At 60.7% G+C, this 18,782-nt stretch carries 14 protein-coding genes; 3 read left to right on the top strand and 11 right to left on the bottom strand.

Annotated elements, in window-relative coordinates:
* Positions 1 to 35 precede the first annotated feature (35 nt).
* Positions 36 to 734: a glutathione binding-like protein gene (locus tag AB4O01_RS09870; protein WP_099756730.1), complete on the top strand. Its 699-nt coding sequence runs from the start codon at positions 36 to 38 to the stop codon at positions 732 to 734.
* A 254-nt stretch (positions 735 to 988) separates the two neighbouring features.
* The gene (gene hemB, locus AB4O01_RS09865; RefSeq protein WP_123529451.1) at positions 989 to 1,963 is read left to right on the top strand and encodes a porphobilinogen synthase; all 975 of its coding nucleotides are present in this window, start codon (positions 989 to 991) and stop codon (positions 1,961 to 1,963) included.
* Between the two features lie 125 nt (positions 1,964 to 2,088).
* Here the strand turns inward: hemB and AB4O01_RS09860 are convergent, their stop codons facing one another.
* Both AB4O01_RS09860 and AB4O01_RS09855 read right to left on the bottom strand, forming a co-directional pair.
* Entirely contained in the window at positions 2,089 to 3,624 is a 1,536-nt protein-coding gene (locus AB4O01_RS09860; RefSeq protein WP_460091533.1) for an FAD-dependent oxidoreductase, read from the bottom strand.
* Between the two features lie 396 nt (positions 3,625 to 4,020).
* Positions 4,021 to 6,225 carry a TonB-dependent receptor gene (locus AB4O01_RS09855; protein ID WP_460091531.1) on the bottom strand — a complete coding sequence of 735 codons (2,205 nt, stop codon included), beginning with the start codon at positions 6,223 to 6,225 and terminating at the stop codon, positions 4,021 to 4,023.
* A 221-nt stretch (positions 6,226 to 6,446) separates the two neighbouring features.
* Here AB4O01_RS09855 and AB4O01_RS09850 point away from each other — a divergent pair, with 221 nt between their 5' ends.
* Positions 6,447 to 7,538 carry a DUF1615 domain-containing protein gene (locus AB4O01_RS09850; RefSeq protein ID WP_116256007.1) on the top strand — a complete coding sequence of 364 codons (1,092 nt, stop codon included), beginning with the start codon at positions 6,447 to 6,449 and terminating at the stop codon, positions 7,536 to 7,538.
* 70 nt (positions 7,539 to 7,608) lie between these two features.
* On the opposite strand, the gene AB4O01_RS09845 is transcribed toward AB4O01_RS09850, so the two are convergent.
* The 9 genes from AB4O01_RS09845 to AB4O01_RS09805 form a co-directional block, all read right to left on the bottom strand.
* Positions 7,609 to 8,049, bottom strand: a complete 441-nt coding sequence (locus AB4O01_RS09845; protein ID WP_460091530.1) for a phage infection protein — start codon at positions 8,047 to 8,049, stop codon at positions 7,609 to 7,611.
* Positions 8,050 to 8,181: 132 nt separating this feature from the next.
* Positions 8,182 to 8,874 (bottom strand): anti-sigma factor, encoded by a 693-nt coding sequence (locus AB4O01_RS09840; RefSeq protein WP_460091529.1) that lies wholly within the window; start codon positions 8,872 to 8,874, stop codon positions 8,182 to 8,184.
* The gene (locus AB4O01_RS09835; protein WP_460091528.1) at positions 8,871 to 9,404 is read right to left on the bottom strand and encodes a sigma-70 family RNA polymerase sigma factor; all 534 of its coding nucleotides are present in this window, start codon (positions 9,402 to 9,404) and stop codon (positions 8,871 to 8,873) included. The genes AB4O01_RS09840 and AB4O01_RS09835 overlap by 4 nt, the downstream gene beginning before the upstream one ends.
* 162 nt (positions 9,405 to 9,566) lie before the next feature.
* Positions 9,567 to 10,088, bottom strand: a complete 522-nt coding sequence (locus tag AB4O01_RS09830; RefSeq protein ID WP_093433916.1) for a DUF3455 domain-containing protein — start codon at positions 10,086 to 10,088, stop codon at positions 9,567 to 9,569.
* 156 nt (positions 10,089 to 10,244) lie between these two features.
* Entirely contained in the window at positions 10,245 to 11,891 is a 1,647-nt protein-coding gene (locus AB4O01_RS09825; RefSeq protein WP_460091526.1) for an ABC transporter ATP-binding protein, read from the bottom strand.
* A gap of 1 nt (position 11,892) precedes the next feature.
* Positions 11,893 to 12,915: an ABC transporter permease gene (locus tag AB4O01_RS09820; RefSeq protein ID WP_460091525.1), complete on the bottom strand. Its 1,023-nt coding sequence runs from the start codon at positions 12,913 to 12,915 to the stop codon at positions 11,893 to 11,895.
* Positions 12,915 to 13,979: a microcin C ABC transporter permease YejB gene (locus tag AB4O01_RS09815; protein WP_427120312.1), complete on the bottom strand. Its 1,065-nt coding sequence runs from the start codon at positions 13,977 to 13,979 to the stop codon at positions 12,915 to 12,917. The genes AB4O01_RS09820 and AB4O01_RS09815 overlap by 1 nt, the downstream gene beginning before the upstream one ends.
* 1 nt (position 13,980) lies before the next feature.
* On the bottom strand, positions 13,981 to 15,846 hold the full coding sequence (locus tag AB4O01_RS09810; RefSeq protein ID WP_460091522.1) for an extracellular solute-binding protein: 1,866 nt from the start codon (positions 15,844 to 15,846) through the stop codon (positions 13,981 to 13,983).
* A 151-nt stretch (positions 15,847 to 15,997) separates the two neighbouring features.
* Positions 15,998 to 18,709, bottom strand: coding sequence for a TonB-dependent receptor (locus AB4O01_RS09805; protein ID WP_320337544.1), 2,712 nt, complete (start codon positions 18,707 to 18,709; stop codon positions 15,998 to 16,000).
* Positions 18,710 to 18,782: the final 73 nt, after the last annotated feature.

Genomic DNA, 18,782 nt, shown 5'->3' with positions numbered 1-18,782 from the left:
ATGATCTGGCTTTAATTTGTGACTGGATGCTTCCCATGACCGATCTGTCCGCGTTCCCGATCACTCAGAAATGGCCGGCGCAGTACCCTGACTGGATTCAGCTCTATTCCTTGCCGACGCCCAACGGCGTCAAAGTCTCGATCATGCTCGAAGAGATCGGCCTGCCGTACGAGCCGCACAAGGTCGCTTTCGACAGTAATGATCAATTGTCTGCCGAGTTCCTCTCGCTGAACCCGAACAACAAGATCCCGGCGATCCTGGATCCGCATGGCCCCGAAGATCAGCCACTGGCGCTGTTCGAATCCGGTGCGATCCTGATTTATCTGGCCGACAAAAGCGGCCAGTTGCTCGCGCAGGAAGGTGCGCAGCGCTACGAAACCATCCAGTGGCTGATGTTCCAGATGGGCGGCATCGGTCCGATGTTCGGCCAGCTCGGTTTCTTCAACAAATTCGCTGGCAAGGATTACGAGGACAAGCGCCCGCGTGATCGTTACGTCGATGAAAGCAAACGTCTGCTCAAGGTGCTCGACGGCCGGCTCGAGGGCCGTGACTGGATCATGGGCGAGCGCTATACCATCGCTGATATCGCTACGTTTCCGTGGGTGCGTAACTTGATCGGCTTTTATGAAGCGGGTGATCTGGTCGGCATCCAGAACTTCCCGAATGTCACCCGCGTACTCGAGCGATTCCTCGCCCGCCCAGCGGTCATTCGCGGCCTGACCATCCCCTCGTAATCTCAGGGCTATACACATAACCCTGTGGGAGCGAGCTTGCTCGCGAAGGCGTCGTGTCAGCCAGCATTGCTATTGCTGATACACCAACTTCGCGAGCAAGCTCGCTCCCACAGGGGATTTGTTGTGCCACAGGGATTATTACACCCCCGGTAATGCACTCTTGATTGATCCAGGTTTGTACCGCGGGCCCCGCAAGGCATAAGCTTCGCCCCCTACGACTTTCGTCTCATCTGCCGTTTTCAGGAAAGGCCCTCATGTCCAGTCAGTTCCCCGAAGCACGTCCCCGCCGTCTGCGCCGCAATGCGAGCCTGCGCAGCCTGTTCCAGGAAACCGAGTTCAGCCTGAACGATCTGGTGCTGCCGATTTTTGTCGAGGAAGAAATCGATGACTTCGTGCCGATCAAGAGCATGCCCGGGGTGATGCGCATTCCCGAGCGCAAACTGGCCAGCGAAATCGAGCGTTATGCCCGCGCCGGCATCAAGTCGGTGATGACTTTCGGCGTGTCGCATCATCTGGACAGCAACGGCAGCGATACCTGGCGCGAGAATGGTCTGGTCTCGCGCATGTCGCGCATCGCCAAGGACGCTGTGCCGGAGATGATCGTGATGTCCGACACTTGCTTCTGCGAATACACCGATCACGGCCACTGCGGCGTGATGCACAACCATGAGGTCGACAACGACCAGACCCTGATCAACCTCGGCAAACAGGCTGTAGCCGCTGCTCGCGCCGGTGCCGACGTGATCGCGCCGTCGGCGGCGATGGATGGTCAGGTGCGGGCGATTCGTCAGGCACTCGACGCGGCCGGGTTCACCCAGATTCCGATCATGGCTTACTCGACCAAGTTCGCCTCGGCACTCTACGGCCCGTTCCGCGAGGCCGGTGGCAGTGCGCTGAAAGGCGACCGCAAAAGCTATCAGATGAACCCGATGAACCGCCGCGAAGCCCTGCGCGAATCGTTGCTCGACGAGCAGGAAGGCGCCGATGCGCTGATGGTCAAACCGGCTGGCGCTTACCTCGACATCATCCGCGACATTCGTGAAGCCTCGAACCTGCCACTGGCGGCGTATCAGGTCAGTGGCGAGTACGCGATGATCAAGTTTGGCGCGCAGGCCGGGGCAATTGATGAGGATCGCGTGGTGCGAGAGAGTCTGGGCGCGATCAAGCGGGCGGGTGCTGATTTGATCTTTACTTACTTTGCGATGGATCTGGCATTGGCCGGGATCTAAGTAACAACGCAAATCCAAACTGTAGGAGTGAGCCTGCTCGCGATAGCGTCGTGCCAACCGACATCAATGTTGACTGATACGACGCTATCGCGAGCAGGCTCACTCCTACAGGGTTTTGTGGTGTGTCAGGGGCAGTTGAAGTAGGGTCGGATGCCGTGATCGCGGAAGTAGCGTTCAATCACTTTCGGGTCCGCGCTGCTTTCGGCAATCGCCACATAAGTATCCGGGCGCAGCAGATAAAAACCGTTGCGCCCTAATCCTGCCGCTTCAAACGCCGGGCGCCAGTCGAACACATGCAGCGGTAAATGGTGTTCATTGCACCAGGCGATCATTTCGTCGCTGGTGTCGCCGTACACGTGCACCTGCCAGCATGGTTGCCTTAGCGGTTCGTAATTATCCCCCTCACCATCATGCGCCCACGGCAAGCGATCGCCGCCATGCACGTGGCCGGCGGCGCCCTGGCTCAGCGGCATGCCGCGATAGTTGAGGGTGACTTGTGACACGGTGCGAAAAAGGAACTCGCGACTGGCCTCGAACGAAGCCATTTTCGGGATCAGAAACGGTGCCACACGCATGCGCAGCAGATCGGCCATGCGTCCCTCGGCAGTGACAAAACTGAAGACTTTGTCGGTGGTCGACACCAGTCGGCGGGCGAAGGCAATGCGTTCGGTTTCGTAGCTGTCGAGCAGGCTTGGTTCGGCGCCACCGCTGAGCACGGCGGCGAGTTTCCACGCCAGATTGATCGCGTCGCCAATGCCGGTGTTCATGCCCTGACCGCCCGCCGGGCTGTGCACATGGGCGGCATCGCCGAGCAGAAACGCACGACCGCTGCGAAAATGCTCGGCCACGCGGTGATGCACGCGGTAGGTCGAGAACCAGTGCACGTCTTCGATATGCACTTTCAGATGTTCGATGGCACGGCTGCTGACGTCGGAGAATTCCAGGCTTTCGGCGCGATCCGCGCGCTCATCACGCACCGTGCCGATCAACCGCGCGCGGCCTTCGCCGGCCAGGGGAAACACGGCGAGGAAGTCCGCCTCATCCAGATCCAGGTGCAACTCGCCGTTCATCGCCGGGCCGCTGGCCTTGACGTCGGCGACGTAGAAAATCTGCTGATAGGTGCCGCCGGGAAAACCGGTGTCGAGGGTTTTGCGCACCACTGAGCGGGCGCCATCACATCCCGCCAGATAACAGGCCTGGCAGATTTCCTGCTCGCCATCGGGCAGGCGCAAGTGCGCGGTGAGGCCGTCGCCGGTTTCCTCGAAGCTTTCCAGGGTGGTATCGCGTTCGACCGTGACGCCGTAGTCTTCAAGACGCTCGATCAGCAGCCGTTCGTGTTGATCCTGCGGGAAGATTTCGACGAACGCGTACGGCGTCAGGCCTTCGCCGATGCGGTTCAGTGGCAACTGCGCGACCGGTTTACCGTTGACCCAGAAATTCGCCGCCGCCACCCGATGGCCGTTGCGCACCACGGTGTCGGCGAGGTCCAGTTGCCGGTACAACTCGAGGGTGCGCGCCTGCACCGCCAGCGCTCGCGACGTGGTACCGGGCGCGGAGGCCTTGTCGATGATGCGCACGCGCACGCCCAGTTTGCTCAGCCACAGGGCCAGCACCAGGCCGGTCGGGCCGGCGCCGATGATCAGAACGTCGCTGCGGTTCATGGGCCTGTCCTCCGTTTGCTGTGCAGCAAGTATGGATCAGAAGGAGAGGCTGGCCAGTTGATCGGCCAGACGGGGATGTTTTGATGGTGTTCGGCTGGGGTGCTGTTGTGTGACGTAAATACGCGCCCCTCACCCCAGCCCTCTCCCGAGGGAGAGGGAGCCGATTTGGGGTCCGTTCAAAACCTGAGTTCGACTCGATATTTCAGGTCGGTGTAGCTCGAAAGAACACCACGGTCAGTCCCCTTTCCTTTAAAAGGCGAGGGGAAGGGGAGCCGATTTGCGTGTTTTTTAAGACTTGAGTTCGACTCGATATTTCAGGTCGGTGTAGCTCGAAAGAACAGCACGGTCAGTCCCCTCTCCCTCTGGGAGAGGGCTAGGGTGAGGGGCTTTTCAGCTTTAAAAATCAATGGTGCCGGACAACTTCGCCACCCGCGGCTCACCCTGAGTCAGATAACCCCCCTGAGCCGATTCCCAATACTTCTTGTTTGCCAGGTTCTCCACACCCAGACGCACGGTCACGTCCTTCTCCGACACCTTGAACGCATAACGCGCCCCCGCATCGAAGCGGTTCCAGGTCGGCAGGCTCAGATTGTTCGCCGCATCCGCGTATTGACCGCCAGTGCGCAGCATCCGCGCATTCAGCGCTACACCTTGCAGACCCGGCACGTCCCAATCCGCACCAGCGTTGAACTGGAAGGTCGGCACACCGATCGCACGGTTGCCGTCGTTGGCGCCGTTGAGGGTGTTCTTCAGTTCGGTGTCCATCAGGGTCAGGCCGCTGATCAGGCGCAGGCCCTGGATCGGTTCGCCGAACACGTTCATTTCCACGCCTTTGTTGATCTGCTCGCCTTCACGCACGTAGGTGCAGGTAGTCGCACTGTCGATTTCGCAGTAACCATCGCTCGGCTGTTCGATGCGATAGACACCCAGGCTGGCGCCGTAAGTGCCCATGTCGACTTTCACCCCGACTTCGGTCTGCTGGGAGCGTTTCGGCGCATAGACTTCGTTGCCGTTGGTGACACGGAAACCACCGGAACTGGTCGGCGAGGTCGGCCCTTGGGCCAGGCCTTCGATGTGGTTGGCGTAGAGCGACACATGGTCCCACGGCTTGAACACCACGCCGTAGACGGGTGTGGTGATCGATTCGTCGTAGCTCGACTTGCGATCGCCGCTGCCCCAACTGGCGTAGTTGTAGCCTTGCACCACCAGTTGCTGGCGACGCAGGCCGGCGGTGACCAGCAGGCGATCATCGAAGAAACCGAGGGTGTCAGAGAGTGCGATGCTGCGGTTGAAGGTCTTGCCGACGATGCCGGGATCATTCAAGTCGCCGCCGGCAAAGTTGCCCACCGGCGACGGCGTTTGCACCGGGTGGTAGATGTTGTTGGCGTATTGGGTCAGGTCAAAATCATAGGCGCTGCGCTGCTCGGCCCAGATGCCGGTCAGGCCGAAGTTGAGCTTGTGGCTGACCGAACCGGTGTTGAATTTACCGTTGAGGCCGGCCATCACGCTGGTGTTGTCTTCGTCGTGCGGAATGAACGAGCCGGTGGTGAACGACGCGCCGTTGTTACCGACCAAGGTGGTCGAGTTGTAACGCCCGACTTCGCGGGTGTGCTTGGCGCCGCCGGCTGCATAGGCGGTCCAGTTGTCGTTCAGGTCGTACTCGGCGCGAAGCATGCCGAAAGTGTCTTCGATGTCGGTATAGCCCCACTTCGGCGCGTAGTTGGTGTCGGCCGATGGCGCGTCGGGAATGTGCGAGGCGGTGCCGAGGTTGACCGAGTTGCGGCCACCGTTGACGCGTTCTTTCTGGTAGGCGAAGTCACCGGAGAGGCGCAGGGCGTCGCCGCGATAATCGAGGCCGATGGCAAACAGTTTCGAGCGCTGGTTTTCGTGATCGATGCCGGTGTCGCCTTCGCGCTGGGACAGGTTGATCCGGGCGCCAAAGCGGTTGTCTTCACCGAAGCGCTGGCCGATGTCGAAGTGATGACCGATGCGACCTTCGCTGTTGATGTCGGTGGTGTAACGCCGCAGCGGCACGTCGCCGGCGCGTTTCGGTTGCAGGTTGACGCCACCGCCGATGCCGGAACCGGTCGGGGTCACGCCGTTGATAAAGGCGTTCGGGCCTTTGAACACTTCCACGCGCTCCAGCGCATCGGTGGAAATGATCTGCCGGGGCAGCACGCCGTACAGGCCGTTATAGGAAATGTCGTCGCCGGTCAGCGGCAGGCCGCGGATCATGAAAATCTGCGCCTGGTTAGAGAAACCGGAGGCCTGACGCACCGACGAATCGTTGAGCAATACGTCGGCGACGTCTTCGGCCTGCTGATCCTGAATCAATTGTTCGGTGTAGGAGGCGGCGCTGAACGGCACGTCCATCATGTCCTGATTACCCAGCACGCCGAGCTGGCCGCCACGGGCGACCTGACCACCCGTGTAAACCGGGGGCAGGGCGTTGGGCGTCGGGGCTTGGGCGTTGACGTTGACGTCGTCCAGCACCAGCGCTTTGGTATCGCCTTCAGCGGCGTGGGCGGTGACAGTCAGGGAGCACAGCAGGGCGAGAAGCGTCGGGCGAAACGGGACGGCGAGTCGAGCTGGAACGGGCATGTAGGGACCTGGAGGCGCACGGCCAGTGAGAAAAATAAGGGCGGCGCGGGAACTCCTTGCGCAAATGCGACTCCAGGTGCAAATGATAGGTTTTCTCAGTAGCGACTTGCAATCAGTTTGTCATCACCCCTTCAATACCCGCATTCCTGTGTAGGAGCCTGCGGCAGCTCCTACACGGATTGTGTATGGTGGTTTGGGCTTAACGGACTGGATAAAGCTTCATGCACAACTTTCAATTACCGATCACCCTCGCCGCACTGTTGGTGCTCGCCGGTTGCGCGGGGCAACGCAGCCAGGAACCGGCGCCCCGTGCGCCTGCTGAAGTGAAAGCCGAGATCGTGCGGCTGATGCCGGCCAAGACTGCCGATCGGCAAGGCTGGGCCACCGATATCTACGCCGCGTTTGCCGCGCAGAACATCAGCCCGACCACGCAGAATCTGTGTTCGGTGCTGGCCGTTGCCGAACAGGAATCTACCTTTCAGGCCGACCCCACGGTGCCCGGCCTAGGCAAGATCGCCCGCGACGAAATCGATCGCCGCGCCGCCAAAGTGCACATCCCCAGCCTGTTGGTCAGCGGCGCGTTGCAAGTGCGCTCAACCAACGGCAAGACCTACAGCGAACGCTTGAATGCGGCACGCAGTGAGAAAGAACTCAGTGGTATTTTCGACGACTTCATCGGCCGCGTGCCGATGGGTCGCACGCTGTTCGGTGGCTTCAACCCGGTGCACACAGGCGGGCCGATGCAGGTCAGCATCGAATTTGCCGAGCAACACGCCAAGGATTATCCGTACCCGGTGGACGGCACGATCCGCCACGAGGTGTTCAGCCGCCGTGGTGGCATGTATTTCGGTATTGCCCACTTGCTCGGTTACCCGGTGAGTTATCGCGAGCCGCTTTATCGCTTCGCCGATTTCAACGCCGGGTGGTACGCCAGTCGTAATGCCGCATTTCAAAACGCGGTGAGCCGCGCCTCGGGCATCCCGCTGGCGCTGGATGGCGACCTGATCCGCTACGACTCGATCATGCCCGGCGGCACGGAACTGGCGGTGCGCACCCTCGGCAAGTCATTGGGCATGCGCAACCCGACGATTCGCGACCAATTGGAGAAGGGCAAAACCCTGGAATTCGAAGAGACCAAACTCTATCAGCGGGTGTTCGAACTGGCGGAGCAAGCGGAGGGGAAAAAGCTGCCGCGCGCGGTGTTGCCGGGGATCGTGCTGCAGAGCCCGAAGATCACCCGCAAACTCACCACAGCTTGGTTCGCCAAGCGCGTGGACGAGCGCTACAAGCGCTGCATGGCCAAGGCCGGATAAATCAGACAGACATAAAAAACCCGGCCAAGGGAGCCGGGTTTCTCTGGGTTGTTGCGCTTACAGCCAATCATCAGGCAACGCGACGTTCGATCAGACGATCCGAGCCACCTTCAGCGACGCGGCGTTCGAGCAGACGATCCGAACCACCTTCAGCGACGCGGCGTTCGATCAGACGATCCGAGCCACCTTCAGCAACGCGACGTTCAAGCAGACGATCCGAACCTCCTTCAGCAACGCGACGTTCGAGCAGACGATCCGAACCACCTTCGGCAACGCGACGTTCGATCAGACGATCCGAACCACCTTCAGCAACGCGGCGTTCGAGCAGACGATCCGAACCACCTTCAGCGACGCGGCGTTCGAGCAGACGATCCGAACCGCCTTCAGCCAAACGACTTTCGATCAGTTTGTCCGAGCCGCCTTCGGCGATCATGGTGTGGGCCGGGGTAGCGGCGAAAGCGTTGATAGCGAAGACCGAGAAAGCGATACCGAGAAGAGTTTGGCGTTTCATGATGGTGTGCTCCGGGGTGTTGTTGGTTGGTATGGAGCAGATGTTACGCCCGGGATTTTTTATGAGAACTTCATTGCCGTGATGGTGAACATCGATGCCGATGATGGTAGCCAGGAGCCGCAGAGCAGAGCCTCACAGCACCTTTACAGCGCGCCCGATCGCCTGAATCGGCCCGGTCGGTTTGCCGATCGGCGAGCCATTGGCGCCCTCAAGTGTCAGCTCGAATAGCTGATTGGGTTGCAGCGGCGGCAACTTGTCCAACGGCACCGACAACGCCTGTCCAGGCTTGACCAACCCTAGCGAAACCGGCCCTTGCCAGCCATCAGCCTTGGTCCAGAATTCCAGCGCCTTGTCCGCCGGCACCTCAACCACACCGAGCGGAATCAACTGAATTTCCCGCGAGTTGCTCGCCTGAATCACCCAGCCCGGGGCCTTGTCCTGCGGCGCAACCAGAACCACCAGATAGCTGGGTTTCGGCGTGGTCTGGGTCAGCAGGATCGAACCGAGAATCAACGTGGCAGCCAAGCCGGCTGCGCTCAACCCACGCCAGAGCGGCAGCAGGTTCCACCATGAAGTTGAAGGTGCTTGCCGCGCCAGTCGCCCGACACTGCGCTCGATGCGTTGCCACAACTGCGCCGAGGGTTGCTGCGGTTCGGCCAGATCCGTCAGCTCCAGCAGACGCCGTTCCCAGGCGTCTACCGCTGCGCGCAATTGCGGATCATTCGGCAAGCGCTGTTGCACCTCGCTGCGCTGTTCGAACGACAGCGTGCCGAGCACATATTCGCCGGCCAGTTCATCTCGTTCCTGCGCTGATTCGCTGGTCATCCCATGCACTCCCGCAAGGCATTGAGGCTGCGCTTGATCCACGCTTTGACGGTGCCCAGTGGCGTGTCGAGGCGCGCGGCAATCTGCGCGTGGCTGTAGCCGTCGACGTAAGCATGCAGGACGCAACTGCGCCGTTGTGGCTCCAGCTGTTCAAGGCAATGGTGGATGCGCGTCGAATGCGCGTTGGCGTCGAAGCTGGCATCGTCCGCAGCGGTTTCGTGGGCCTCGCTGAACGGCGTTTCCCGGCCGTGATCACGCAGCAGATTCAGCGCCAGATGCCGGGTCACGCTGAACATCCAGCCACGCGCCGAACCGCGCGCCGGATCAAACCCCGCCGCGCCGTTCCAGATTTTGATGAAGGCCTCATGAACGATGTCCTCCGCCAGCGCCGTATCGCGCACCAGGCGCTTGGCCACGCCGAGCAGACGCGGACCTTCCTGCACATACAAATCGCGCAGGGCCGAACGCTCGCCACGGGCACAAGCAGCGAGGCGGGCTTCGTAATCGAAAACGGATTCGGCTAAAGGCATGTCGTGCAATCTAGCTCACATTCCGTAAACATCCAGAACCCATTGACCACTGTGGGAGCGAGCTTGCTCGCGAAGGCGGCCGGTCAGAGAAGACTGTGTTGACTGACACTCCGCCTTCGCGAGCAAGCTCGCTCCCACAGGGTTTATCAGTGGTGCCAGAAGTCAGTTCGCCGCCCAGAAAATGTAATCAGCCTGGTACTTCACCACTTCCTGCTTGCCCTTGTTCGCCGTTGTGCATTCACTGCCCGGTGCCACGCCGCCCTTGAGCGCGACACGCTGGATGTAACTCACGCCGCTCATCGCGCCTTTACCCTCGGCGGGGTTGGCCTTGACCAGTTGATAGGGCAGGTTGCCAGGAGTCGACGGCGCCACGGCCAGTTGTGTGCCGGTGACTTTCGAACCGTCCTTGGCCTGCCAGGTCGCTGGCGGGCCGAAGTAGGTGCCGACCTGCTTGCCGCTGCGATCATTGAGCACCGCTTTCGGACCGACAAACGTCCACTCGGTCTGCCCGGCCGCGTTGGGCTTGTCGCGGCACTCGTAAGTGATCTCGCCGACGCCGGTGGTTTCCATCGCAATCTTGTGGCCGTCCGGCACTTTGATCGCGTCGGGGTAACTGCTTTGGGCGAAGGTTGTCGAGGACAGGGCGAGCAAACCGGTGAGGCCAATCAGCTGGGTGATGTTCATCAGTGTTATCTCCAAAAGGGTAGACCGCTGACAGCCGAAGAGGGCTGTTACAGGGACTACCCGTGACGGAGGCGTTTGGATGCAGTGGCCGGAAAATAAATTTCAAACCCCACCGATTTCCCCTGTGGGAGCGAGCTTGCTCGCGAAGGCGGCCTTTCAGCTAATAGAGGTGGTGACTGACCCACCGCTTTCGCGAGCAAGCTCGCTCCCACAGGGATTTTTGTCGGGCTTGAGGCCGGAGGCTTTCAGGAGTTCCTGGGTATAAGGGTGTTTGGGCGCGGCAAAAATCTCCCGCGACGAACCCTGCTCCACCACCTTGCCATCCTTGATCACCATCAAGTCATGCGCCAGCGCATGTACCACCGCCAGATCATGGCTGATAAATAAATAGGTCAGCCCATGTTTGATTTGTAGTTGCCGCAACAACTCCACCACCTGCTTTTGCACCGTACGATCCAGCGCCGAGGTCGGTTCATCGAGCAGAATCAGCGCCGGCTCCAGCACCAGTGCGCGGGCGATGGAAATGCGTTGGCGCTGGCCGCCGGAAAACTCGTGGGGATAACGATGGCGGCTCTGCGGGTCGAGACCGACTTCCTCCAGCACCCGGATCACCGCCGCTTCCCGCTCAGCCTCAGTGCCGATACCGTGAGTCAGCAAGCCTTCGGCAATAATCTGCTGCACTGACATCCGTGGGCTGAGGCTGCCGAACGGGTCCTGGAACACCACTTGAATCTGCCGCCGCAACGGCCGCATCAAACGTTGATTGAGCAAGCTCAGTTGTTTGTTACCAAAACGGATATTGCCCTCGGACTCGACTAACCGCAGGATCGCCTGACCCAGCGTCGATTTACCCGAACCCGACTCACCGACAATCCCCAAAGTCTTGCCCCGTTGCAGGGTGAAGCTCACGCCGTCCACGGCTTTGATGTAATCCTGCTGGCGACTGAACAACGCCTTGGGCAATGGAAACCACACCTTCAAATCATCGACTTCGAGCAGGTTGTGGTCGTACTCACTGGGCACCGGCGCACCGCTCGGTTCGGCCTCGATCAACAACCGACTGTAAGGATGCTGCGGCGCGCGAAACAGCGTTTCGCAATCGGCCTGCTCAACGATCTCGCCTTTACGCATCACGCACACGCGCTGAGCGATACGCCGGACCAGATTGAGGTCATGGCTGATCAGCAACAGCGACATGCCCAACCGTTGCTGCAACTCGATCAGCAGTTCGAGAATCTTCTGCTGCACCGTGACATCCAGCGCCGTGGTCGGCTCATCGGCGATCAACAGTTCCGGCTCGTTGGCCAGCGCCATGGCGATCATCACCCGTTGCCGTTGTCCGCCGGAAAGCTGATGTGGATAGGCTTTCAAACGCTGCAACGGCTGGCGAATGCCGACCAGTTCCAGCAGCTCCAGAGTCCGTTCGCGGGCAGCGCGGCCCTTGAGGCCTTTGTGAATTTCCAGTACTTCGCTGACTTGCTTTTCCACGGTGTGCAGCGGGTTCAGCGAGGTCATCGGCTCCTGGAAAATCATCGCAATGCGGTTGCCGCGCAGGCCGCGCATCTGCTGCTCGCTGGCGTGCAACAAGTCCACGCCGTTGTAGCGGATCGCGCCGCTGCTGCTGACGTTCTTGCCCGGCAACAAACGCAGGATCGAATGCGCGGTTACTGACTTTCCCGAGCCGGATTCACCGACCAGCGCCAGGCACTCGCCCCGGCGAATATCGAGGTTCAAACCGTGCACCACTTCTTGCCCGGCGAAGGCCACGCGCAGATCGCGAATTTCAATCAGGTTGTCGTTCATCTCAGCTCCTTGGATCAAACGCATCACGGCAAGCCTCACCGATGAAAACCAACAAAGACAAAATCAGCGCCAAGGCGAAAAACGCCGTCAGCCCCAGCCACGGCGCTTGCAGATTGCGCTTGGCCTGACCGATCAACTCGCCCAGCGACGCGGTGCCGGCCGGCATGCCGAAGCCGAGAAAATCCAGTGCGGTCAGCGTGGCGATGGCGCCGGTCAGAATGAACGGCAGGTAGGTGAGGGTGGAGGTCATCGCGTTGGGCAGGATGTGCCGGCACATCAGTTCGTTGTCGGTCAGGCCCAGCGCTCGCGCGGCTTTGACGTACTCAAGACTGCGCCCCCGCAGAAACTCGGCGCGCACCACATCAACCAGCGCCAGCCAGGAAAACAGCGCCATGATCCCCAGCAACCACCAGAAACTCGGCGAGACAAACCCGGACAAAATGATCAGCAGGTACAGCACCGGCAACCCCGACCAGATCTCCAGCAGCCGTTGTCCGAGCAAGTCGACCCAGCCACCGTAATAACCCTGCAACGCCCCGGCAACGATGCCAATCAACGCACTGATGCCTGTGAGGATCAGCGCAAACAGAATCGAAATCCGCGTGCCGAAAATCACCCGCGCCAACACGTCGCGCGCCTGATCATCGGTGCCCAGCCAATTGCTCGATGACGGCGGACTCGGTGCCGGTTCGCTGAGGTCGTAATTGACCGTGTCGTAACTGAACGGGATCGGCGGAAACAGCATCCAGCCGCCCTGATCCTCGATCAGTTTGTGCACATAATTGCTGGCGTAATCCGGCTGAAACGGCAGCTCGCCGCCGAAATCGGTTTCCAGGTAATCGCTGAGGATCGGGAAGTAAAAGGCGTCGTGATAACGGATCACCAGCGGCTTGTCGTTGGCGATCAACTCACCGCCCAGACAAATCAGGCACAGTCCGATAAACAGCCACAACGACCAGCGTCCGCGCCGATTGGCTTTGAATTGCGCAACGCGACGCTGACCGAGAGGAGAAAGAGTGAACATCAGGCAGTCCTCGCCGAGAAGTCGATGCGCGGGTCGAGCAGGGTGTAGCAGAGGTCGCCGATCAGCTTGATCAACAGGCCGAACAGGGTGAACAGAAACAGCGCGCCGAACACCACCGGGTAATCCCGCGAAACTGCCGCCTCATAACTCATGCGCCCGAGGCCGTCGAGGTTGAAGATGGTTTCGATCAATAAGGATCCGGCGAAAAACACCTCTATCAGCGCCGACGGCACACCGGCCACCACCAACAACATGGCGTTGCGAAACACATGGCCGTAGAGCACGCGCCTCTCGGTCAAACCCTTGGCCCTTGCGGTGATCACGTACTGACGGCTGATCTCGTTGAGGAAGCTGTTTTTGGTGAGGATCGTCAACGTCGCAAAGCCGCCGATCACCAGCGCCGTCACTGGCAGCACCAGGTGCCAGAGGTAGTCGCCGACCTTGCCCAATGTGCTGAGGCTGTCGAAGTTGTCCGAGACCAGCCCTTGCACCGGAAACCAGTTGACGTAGCTGCCACCGGCAAACACCACGATCAACAGAATCGCGAAGAGGAACGCCGGCATCGCGTAGCCGATGATGATCGCCGTGCTGCTCCAGACATCAAACGCGCTGCCGTTCTTGATCGCTTTGCGAATGCCCAGCGGGATCGAAATCAGGTAGGTGATCAGCGTCGCCCATAAACCCAGCGACAGCGACACCGGCAACTTCTGCACGATCAGATCAGTGACCTTGGCGCCGCGAAAAAAACTGCTGCCCAGATCCAGCTGCGCATAGTTTTTCAGCATCAGCCACAAGCGTTCGTGCATCGGTTTGTCGAAGCCGTAATGGTGTTTGATCTCCTCAATCAGCGCCGGATCGAGGCCACGGCTGCTGCGCCCGGCGCCGCCAATTGCAGTAACCTCGCCACCACCGCCCATGCTGTGCCCGCCGAAGCCTTGCAAGCGGGCAATCGCCTGCTCCACCGGCCCACCCGGCGCGGCCTGCACAATCAGAAAATTCACCACCAGAATGCACAGCAGCGTCGGGATGATCAGCAGCAAACGTCGACTCAGATAACGCAACATGTCACTGGCCCCCCGCAAGCTGGCTGTGCATTTGTTGCGTGGTCAGCGCCTTGGCCGATACCTCCCACCAGGTGTTGAGGCCTTCGTCGTAGGCCGGTTGCACGGGCGGCATGCCGAAGCGGTTCTGATACACCGTCGGTGTGCCTTTGGAGTAGTAGTTGGGAATCATGTAGTAACCCCATTGCAGCACCCGATCGAGGGCGCGGGCGTAATGCACCATGGCTTCGCGGCTGTTGGCCTGGACCAGCCCGTCGATCAGTTGATCGACCGCCGGATTGGCCAGCACCATCGAGTTGGAACTGCCGACTTGCGTGGCACTTTGCGAGGCGTACAGGCTGTACAACTCGCGGCCGGGGGAGACGATCGGATCGCCGCTGCGCGGGAAACTGGTGACGATCATGTCGTAGTCGCGGGCGTTGAGGCGGTTGACGTATTGCGCTGAATCGATGCGCCGCAAATTCAGGGTGATGCCGATCTGCGCGAGGGTGCGTTTGAACGGCAGCAACATGCGGTCGAAGCCGCCCTGACCGTCGAGAAAGGTGAACTCCAACGGCTCGCCAGCAGCGTTGACCAAGCGATTGTGTTGCGGCGTCCAGCCAGCCTCGGCGAGCAGCTTCAGTGCTTGCAGTTGTTTATCGCGGATGTAGCCGCTGCCATCGGTTTTCGGCGCCTGATAAACCTCGGTGAAAACCTCGTCGGGAATCTGCCCACGCAGCGGTTCGAGGATCTTCAATTCTTCGGCGTCGGGCAGGGCGGTGGCGGCCATTTCGCTCTTCGGCCAGAAGCTGTTCTGGCGCACGTAGAAGCCGCGCATCATCTGTTTGTTGGTCCACTCGAAATCCCACAGCAGGCTGATCGCCTGACGCACGCGGCGATCCTTGAAGAACGGGTTCTGCAGGTTGAACACGAAGCCCTGAGCGGCGGTGGGTTTGTCCGGGGCGAGGATCGACTGTTGCAAACGACCGTCGCGCAATGCCGGGCTGTCATAGCCGACCACATAACCGGACGAGGAGAACTCGCGGTTGTAGTCGAACGCGCCGGCCTGCAGCAGTTGCCGGGCGACGTCGGTGTCACCGTAGAAATTCACCGTGAGGGTGTCGAAGTTGTACATCCCGCGACTGACCGGCAGGTCTTTGCCCCACCAGTCCGGATCACGTTGAAAACTGATGCTGCGCCCGGCGTCGACCTTGCTCACCCGGTACGGGCCGCTGCCCAGCGGTGGCTCGAAACCGCCGCCATTGGCGAAGTCGCGGGTTTTCCACCAGTGCTCAGGCACGATGCGCATCGTCGCCAGATCCAGCGCCAAGGTGCGGTTGAGGTTGTTCTTGAAGGTGAAGCGCACCTGCCGTGGGCCTTCGATCAGCACGTCCTGCACGTCGGCGTACTGCTGGCGATAACTCAGGCTGCCCTTGGTCATCAGCAGGTTGTAGGTGTAGCGCACGTCTTCGGCGGTGATCGGCGTGCCGTCGGCGAAGCGTGCTTTTGGATTGAGGGTGAAGCGCACCCACAAGCCTTCTGGATCGCGTTCGATCTGCTGCGCGACCAGTGCGTAAACGGTGTACGGCTCGTCGAGTGAACGGAACGCCAGCGGCGAATACACCCAGTCATTGACCTGCACCACGGAAATGCCCTGATCGGCATACGGGCTGATGTAGTTGTACTGACCGATCTCCATCGACGCGCGACTGAGCGAACCGCCCTTGGGCGCCTTGGGATCGACAAAATCAAAGTGCTGGAAGTTCGCCGGATACTTCGGCGCCTCGCCGTACACCGTCAGCGCATAGCTGCCAGCGGCCAGCGCCGAGGTGCCGGTGCACAGCAGCGCACTGCCCAAAAGCAGGCCCACCATGTTGCGCAAAAAACTCATGCAATCACTCCTCAAAATCCCTGAAGGAACCCGACCCCCCCTGTGGGAGCGAGCTTGCTCGCGAATGCGGTGTATCAGTGAAGGATGTGTTGACTGATACACCGCATTCGCGAGCAAGCTCGCTCCCACATTGGGTTTGCGGTGCTCTTGGTTAGAAGTGGTAAGTCATGCGTGCAAACAAGGTGCGGCCCAGCGGGTCGGTGTAGCGCGGGTCATAGCCGCTCTGGAAGTTGTAGGCCTGGTTGGAGAACGGCGGGTTGCGGTCGAACACGTTCTTCATCCCGGCATCGACATCCAGCACCTTGTTGAAGGTGTAACCGGCCGACAGGTCCCAGACCGAATACGACGCCACGCGCGCGTGGGTGTCGCGGTCGTAGTCGTTGTAACCCGTGGTGAAGCGGTTGGTCAGTGCCGCCCGCGCCGCGCCGAAGGTCCAGCTGCCGGTGAGGTTGTGCTTCCAGCGTGCGATCACGCCGTCACCCTGGAAGTCGCCGACCTTGTCGGTGAACGGGCCTTTGATGGTGCTCTGGAAGTCGTACTCGTCAACGTAAGTGCCTTGCAGGCCCAGACCGAACTGACCGTACGGCGTGTTCGGGAAGCGATAGTCCAGCGACACATCGACACCGTTGGTTTCGACGATGCCGAGGTTGGCGTTGCCGGTGACGATGTAGTTGAGCGTGCCATCGGCGTTGCGCACGAAGCGATCCGGGTAGGAGCCGGCCTGATCAAACACGGTGGATTCCGGGAACGGCTGGATCTGGTTGGAGATGTGAATCCACCAGAAATCCAGACCCACCGAGAGGTTGTTGATCGGCTGATAGACGAAGCCGAGGGTCACGTTACGGGCCTTTTCCGGGGCCAGATCTTCGTTGCCGCCAATCTGATTGAGGAACTGCTGACCGCAATCACGGCCGCCGTTACCGCCCGGTTGCACCACGCCGCCAGTACACAGCACCGGGTCGTTGTAGTAACCCTGAGTGAAAGTGATGCTGCGCGGCGAATACAGCTCGTACAGCGACGGCGCCCGGAAGCCTTCACTGTAGGCGCCACGCACCACCAGCTCTTTCAACGGCTGATAACGGAACGAGTATTTCGGGTTGGTGGTGCTGCCGAAGTCGCTGTATTTGTCGTGACGCACGGCGGCGGACAGTTCGAGGCTGTCGAGCACCGGCACGTTGATTTCGGCGTAGGCGGCTTTCACGCTGCGGTCGCCCTCGACACTGCCGTTGGGGTCGATGCCGAGGCTCTGGATGTCGCCGGCGAACGACTCGAAGTCCTGATGGAATTTCTCTTTGCGGTACTCGCCACCCAGGGCCAGACCGGACGGACCTGCGCCGAACCAGTCGCCGATTTCACGACTGATACGACCATCGAAACCGGCTACACGGCCCACAGCAGTGGAGTAGGCGCCGTGGTAGGCCGCGTTGTCGATGTACTGCTGACCGGCGGCGGACTGCGGGCCGAACGGGTTGAGCAAACCACTGGCCAGACCATTGATCATCGCCTGGTCGCTGACAAAGCCATTGGTGACGCTGGAGACGATTTTGTTCTGGTTGTACGAGGCGCCGACGTTGTAATCCCAGCCGCCAACCAGACCATCGAAACTGAGCAGGAAGCGCTGGCTGGTGTTCTGGTCTTTCGATTCACGCGGGCCGGCCGCAGTTTCACGCCAGTTGACGTCGACCGGTTGGGTCGGGTCGAGAGCGAAATCGGTCGGCGCTGGGGTGATGCCGTTGCCGGGGTAGTAGGGCGACGAGCCGTCGAGGCTCAGGCCGGTCAACGGCGCAGGGCCAATCGCCGTGGCGTTGTTGTTGCGCGACCAGAAGTACTCGAGATTGACGTTGTGATCGTCGCCGAGTTTGCCGGTGGTTTTGCCGAAGAACGAGGTCTTCTCGGTCTGTGGCACCAGGTCGATGTATTCGCGGGTGCTGAAGCGGCACAAGCCGTCGCGGGCGACCAGGTTCGGCCCGTTGCAATTGCTGTTGGCCAACGGGTTGGTGGCGTTGCCGTTCTGGCTGTAGTTGCCGGGAAACGCAGTGCCGGAGGTCTGATCGAGGCCGCGACCGGGGGCGTAGTCGGTGGCGAAGGAGCGGTCGTTGGCGTCGAGGTTCTGCTGCTTGTTGTAGTTGAACACGCCGAGGACGTTGAAACGGTCTTCTTCCAGATCGCCGTAGCCCCAACTGGCGCTCATGTCTTTGGTTGCACCGCCGCCGCTGTGGGTCGGGGTTTCGCCGCCGAGGGTCAATTGGCCGTCGGTCAGGGATTTCTTGGTGATGAAGTTGATCACGCCGCCGATGGCGTCGGTGCCGTACAGGGCCGAGGCGCCGTCGCGCAGCACTTCCACACGTTCGATGGCGGCAAACGGGATCATGTTCAGATCCACCGCGCCGCCGGCCGAGTTGGTCCCCGACAAGGCGTTGTTGGCCAGGCGTCGACCGTTGAGCAGCACCAGCGTCTTGTTTGCGCCGATGCCGCGCATGTCGGCGAATGAGGCGCCGCCAGTGGCTGCGCCCACGGAGCCTGCGCTGTTGTTGATCGACTGGCTGCCGGTGATGCGCTGCACCAGTTCGGCGGTGGTGGTCACGCCCTGTTTGCGCAGCTCATCGGCCTTGAGAATGGTGATCGGCACCGCCGTTTCCGCATCGACCCGGCGAATCGCCGAACCGGTCACTTCCACCCGTTGCAGTTGCGTGGTCGGCGCAACCACCGCCGCAGCCGCCGGGACGTTAGCGTTGTCGTCCTCGGCCGCCTGCACAGTCCCGGCGCCCATCCCCATGGCCACCAGATACAACGGAACAAAACGGTGACGAGAAATCGTTGCCACCAAGGGTTTGAGCGTGAAGCGTGGAGTGTTCATCAGCATGGTTATTTCCGACTTTTTAGACGTTATCGAATTGGCCTTGTGAGCCCCTCATTGCTCCGCTATCGGTGATACC

It is taken from the genome of Pseudomonas sp. S2_E02 (assembly GCF_054668355.1).
Note: the sequence above shows the minus strand (reverse complement) of the source record. Positions and strands in the feature narration are given on the sequence as shown.

Coding starts and splice junctions, on each gene's coding strand:
- AB4O01_RS09855 (WP_460091531.1), bottom strand. CDS start 6,225: ATGCCCGTTCCAGCTCGACTCGCCGTCCCGTTTCGCCCGACGCTTCTC.
- hemB (WP_123529451.1), top strand. CDS start 989: ATGTCCAGTCAGTTCCCCGAAGCACGTCCCCGCCGTCTGCGCCGCAAT.
- AB4O01_RS09815 (WP_427120312.1), bottom strand. CDS start 13,979: ATGTTGCGTTATCTGAGTCGACGTTTGCTGCTGATCATCCCGACGCTG.
- AB4O01_RS09835 (WP_460091528.1), bottom strand. CDS start 9,404: ATGCCTTTAGCCGAATCCGTTTTCGATTACGAAGCCCGCCTCGCTGCT.
- AB4O01_RS09820 (WP_460091525.1), bottom strand. CDS start 12,915: ATGTTCACTCTTTCTCCTCTCGGTCAGCGTCGCGTTGCGCAATTCAAA.
- AB4O01_RS09830 (WP_093433916.1), bottom strand. CDS start 10,088: ATGAACATCACCCAGCTGATTGGCCTCACCGGTTTGCTCGCCCTGTCC.
- AB4O01_RS09810 (WP_460091522.1), bottom strand. CDS start 15,846: ATGAGTTTTTTGCGCAACATGGTGGGCCTGCTTTTGGGCAGTGCGCTG.
- AB4O01_RS09840 (WP_460091529.1), bottom strand. CDS start 8,874: ATGACCAGCGAATCAGCGCAGGAACGAGATGAACTGGCCGGCGAATAT.
- AB4O01_RS09805 (WP_320337544.1), bottom strand. CDS start 18,709: ATGCTGATGAACACTCCACGCTTCACGCTCAAACCCTTGGTGGCAACG.
- AB4O01_RS09860 (WP_460091533.1), bottom strand. CDS start 3,624: ATGAACCGCAGCGACGTTCTGATCATCGGCGCCGGCCCGACCGGCCTG.
- AB4O01_RS09825 (WP_460091526.1), bottom strand. CDS start 11,891: ATGAACGACAACCTGATTGAAATTCGCGATCTGCGCGTGGCCTTCGCC.
- AB4O01_RS09850 (WP_116256007.1), top strand. CDS start 6,447: ATGCACAACTTTCAATTACCGATCACCCTCGCCGCACTGTTGGTGCTC.
- AB4O01_RS09870 (WP_099756730.1), top strand. CDS start 36: ATGACCGATCTGTCCGCGTTCCCGATCACTCAGAAATGGCCGGCGCAG.
- AB4O01_RS09845 (WP_460091530.1), bottom strand. CDS start 8,049: ATGAAACGCCAAACTCTTCTCGGTATCGCTTTCTCGGTCTTCGCTATC.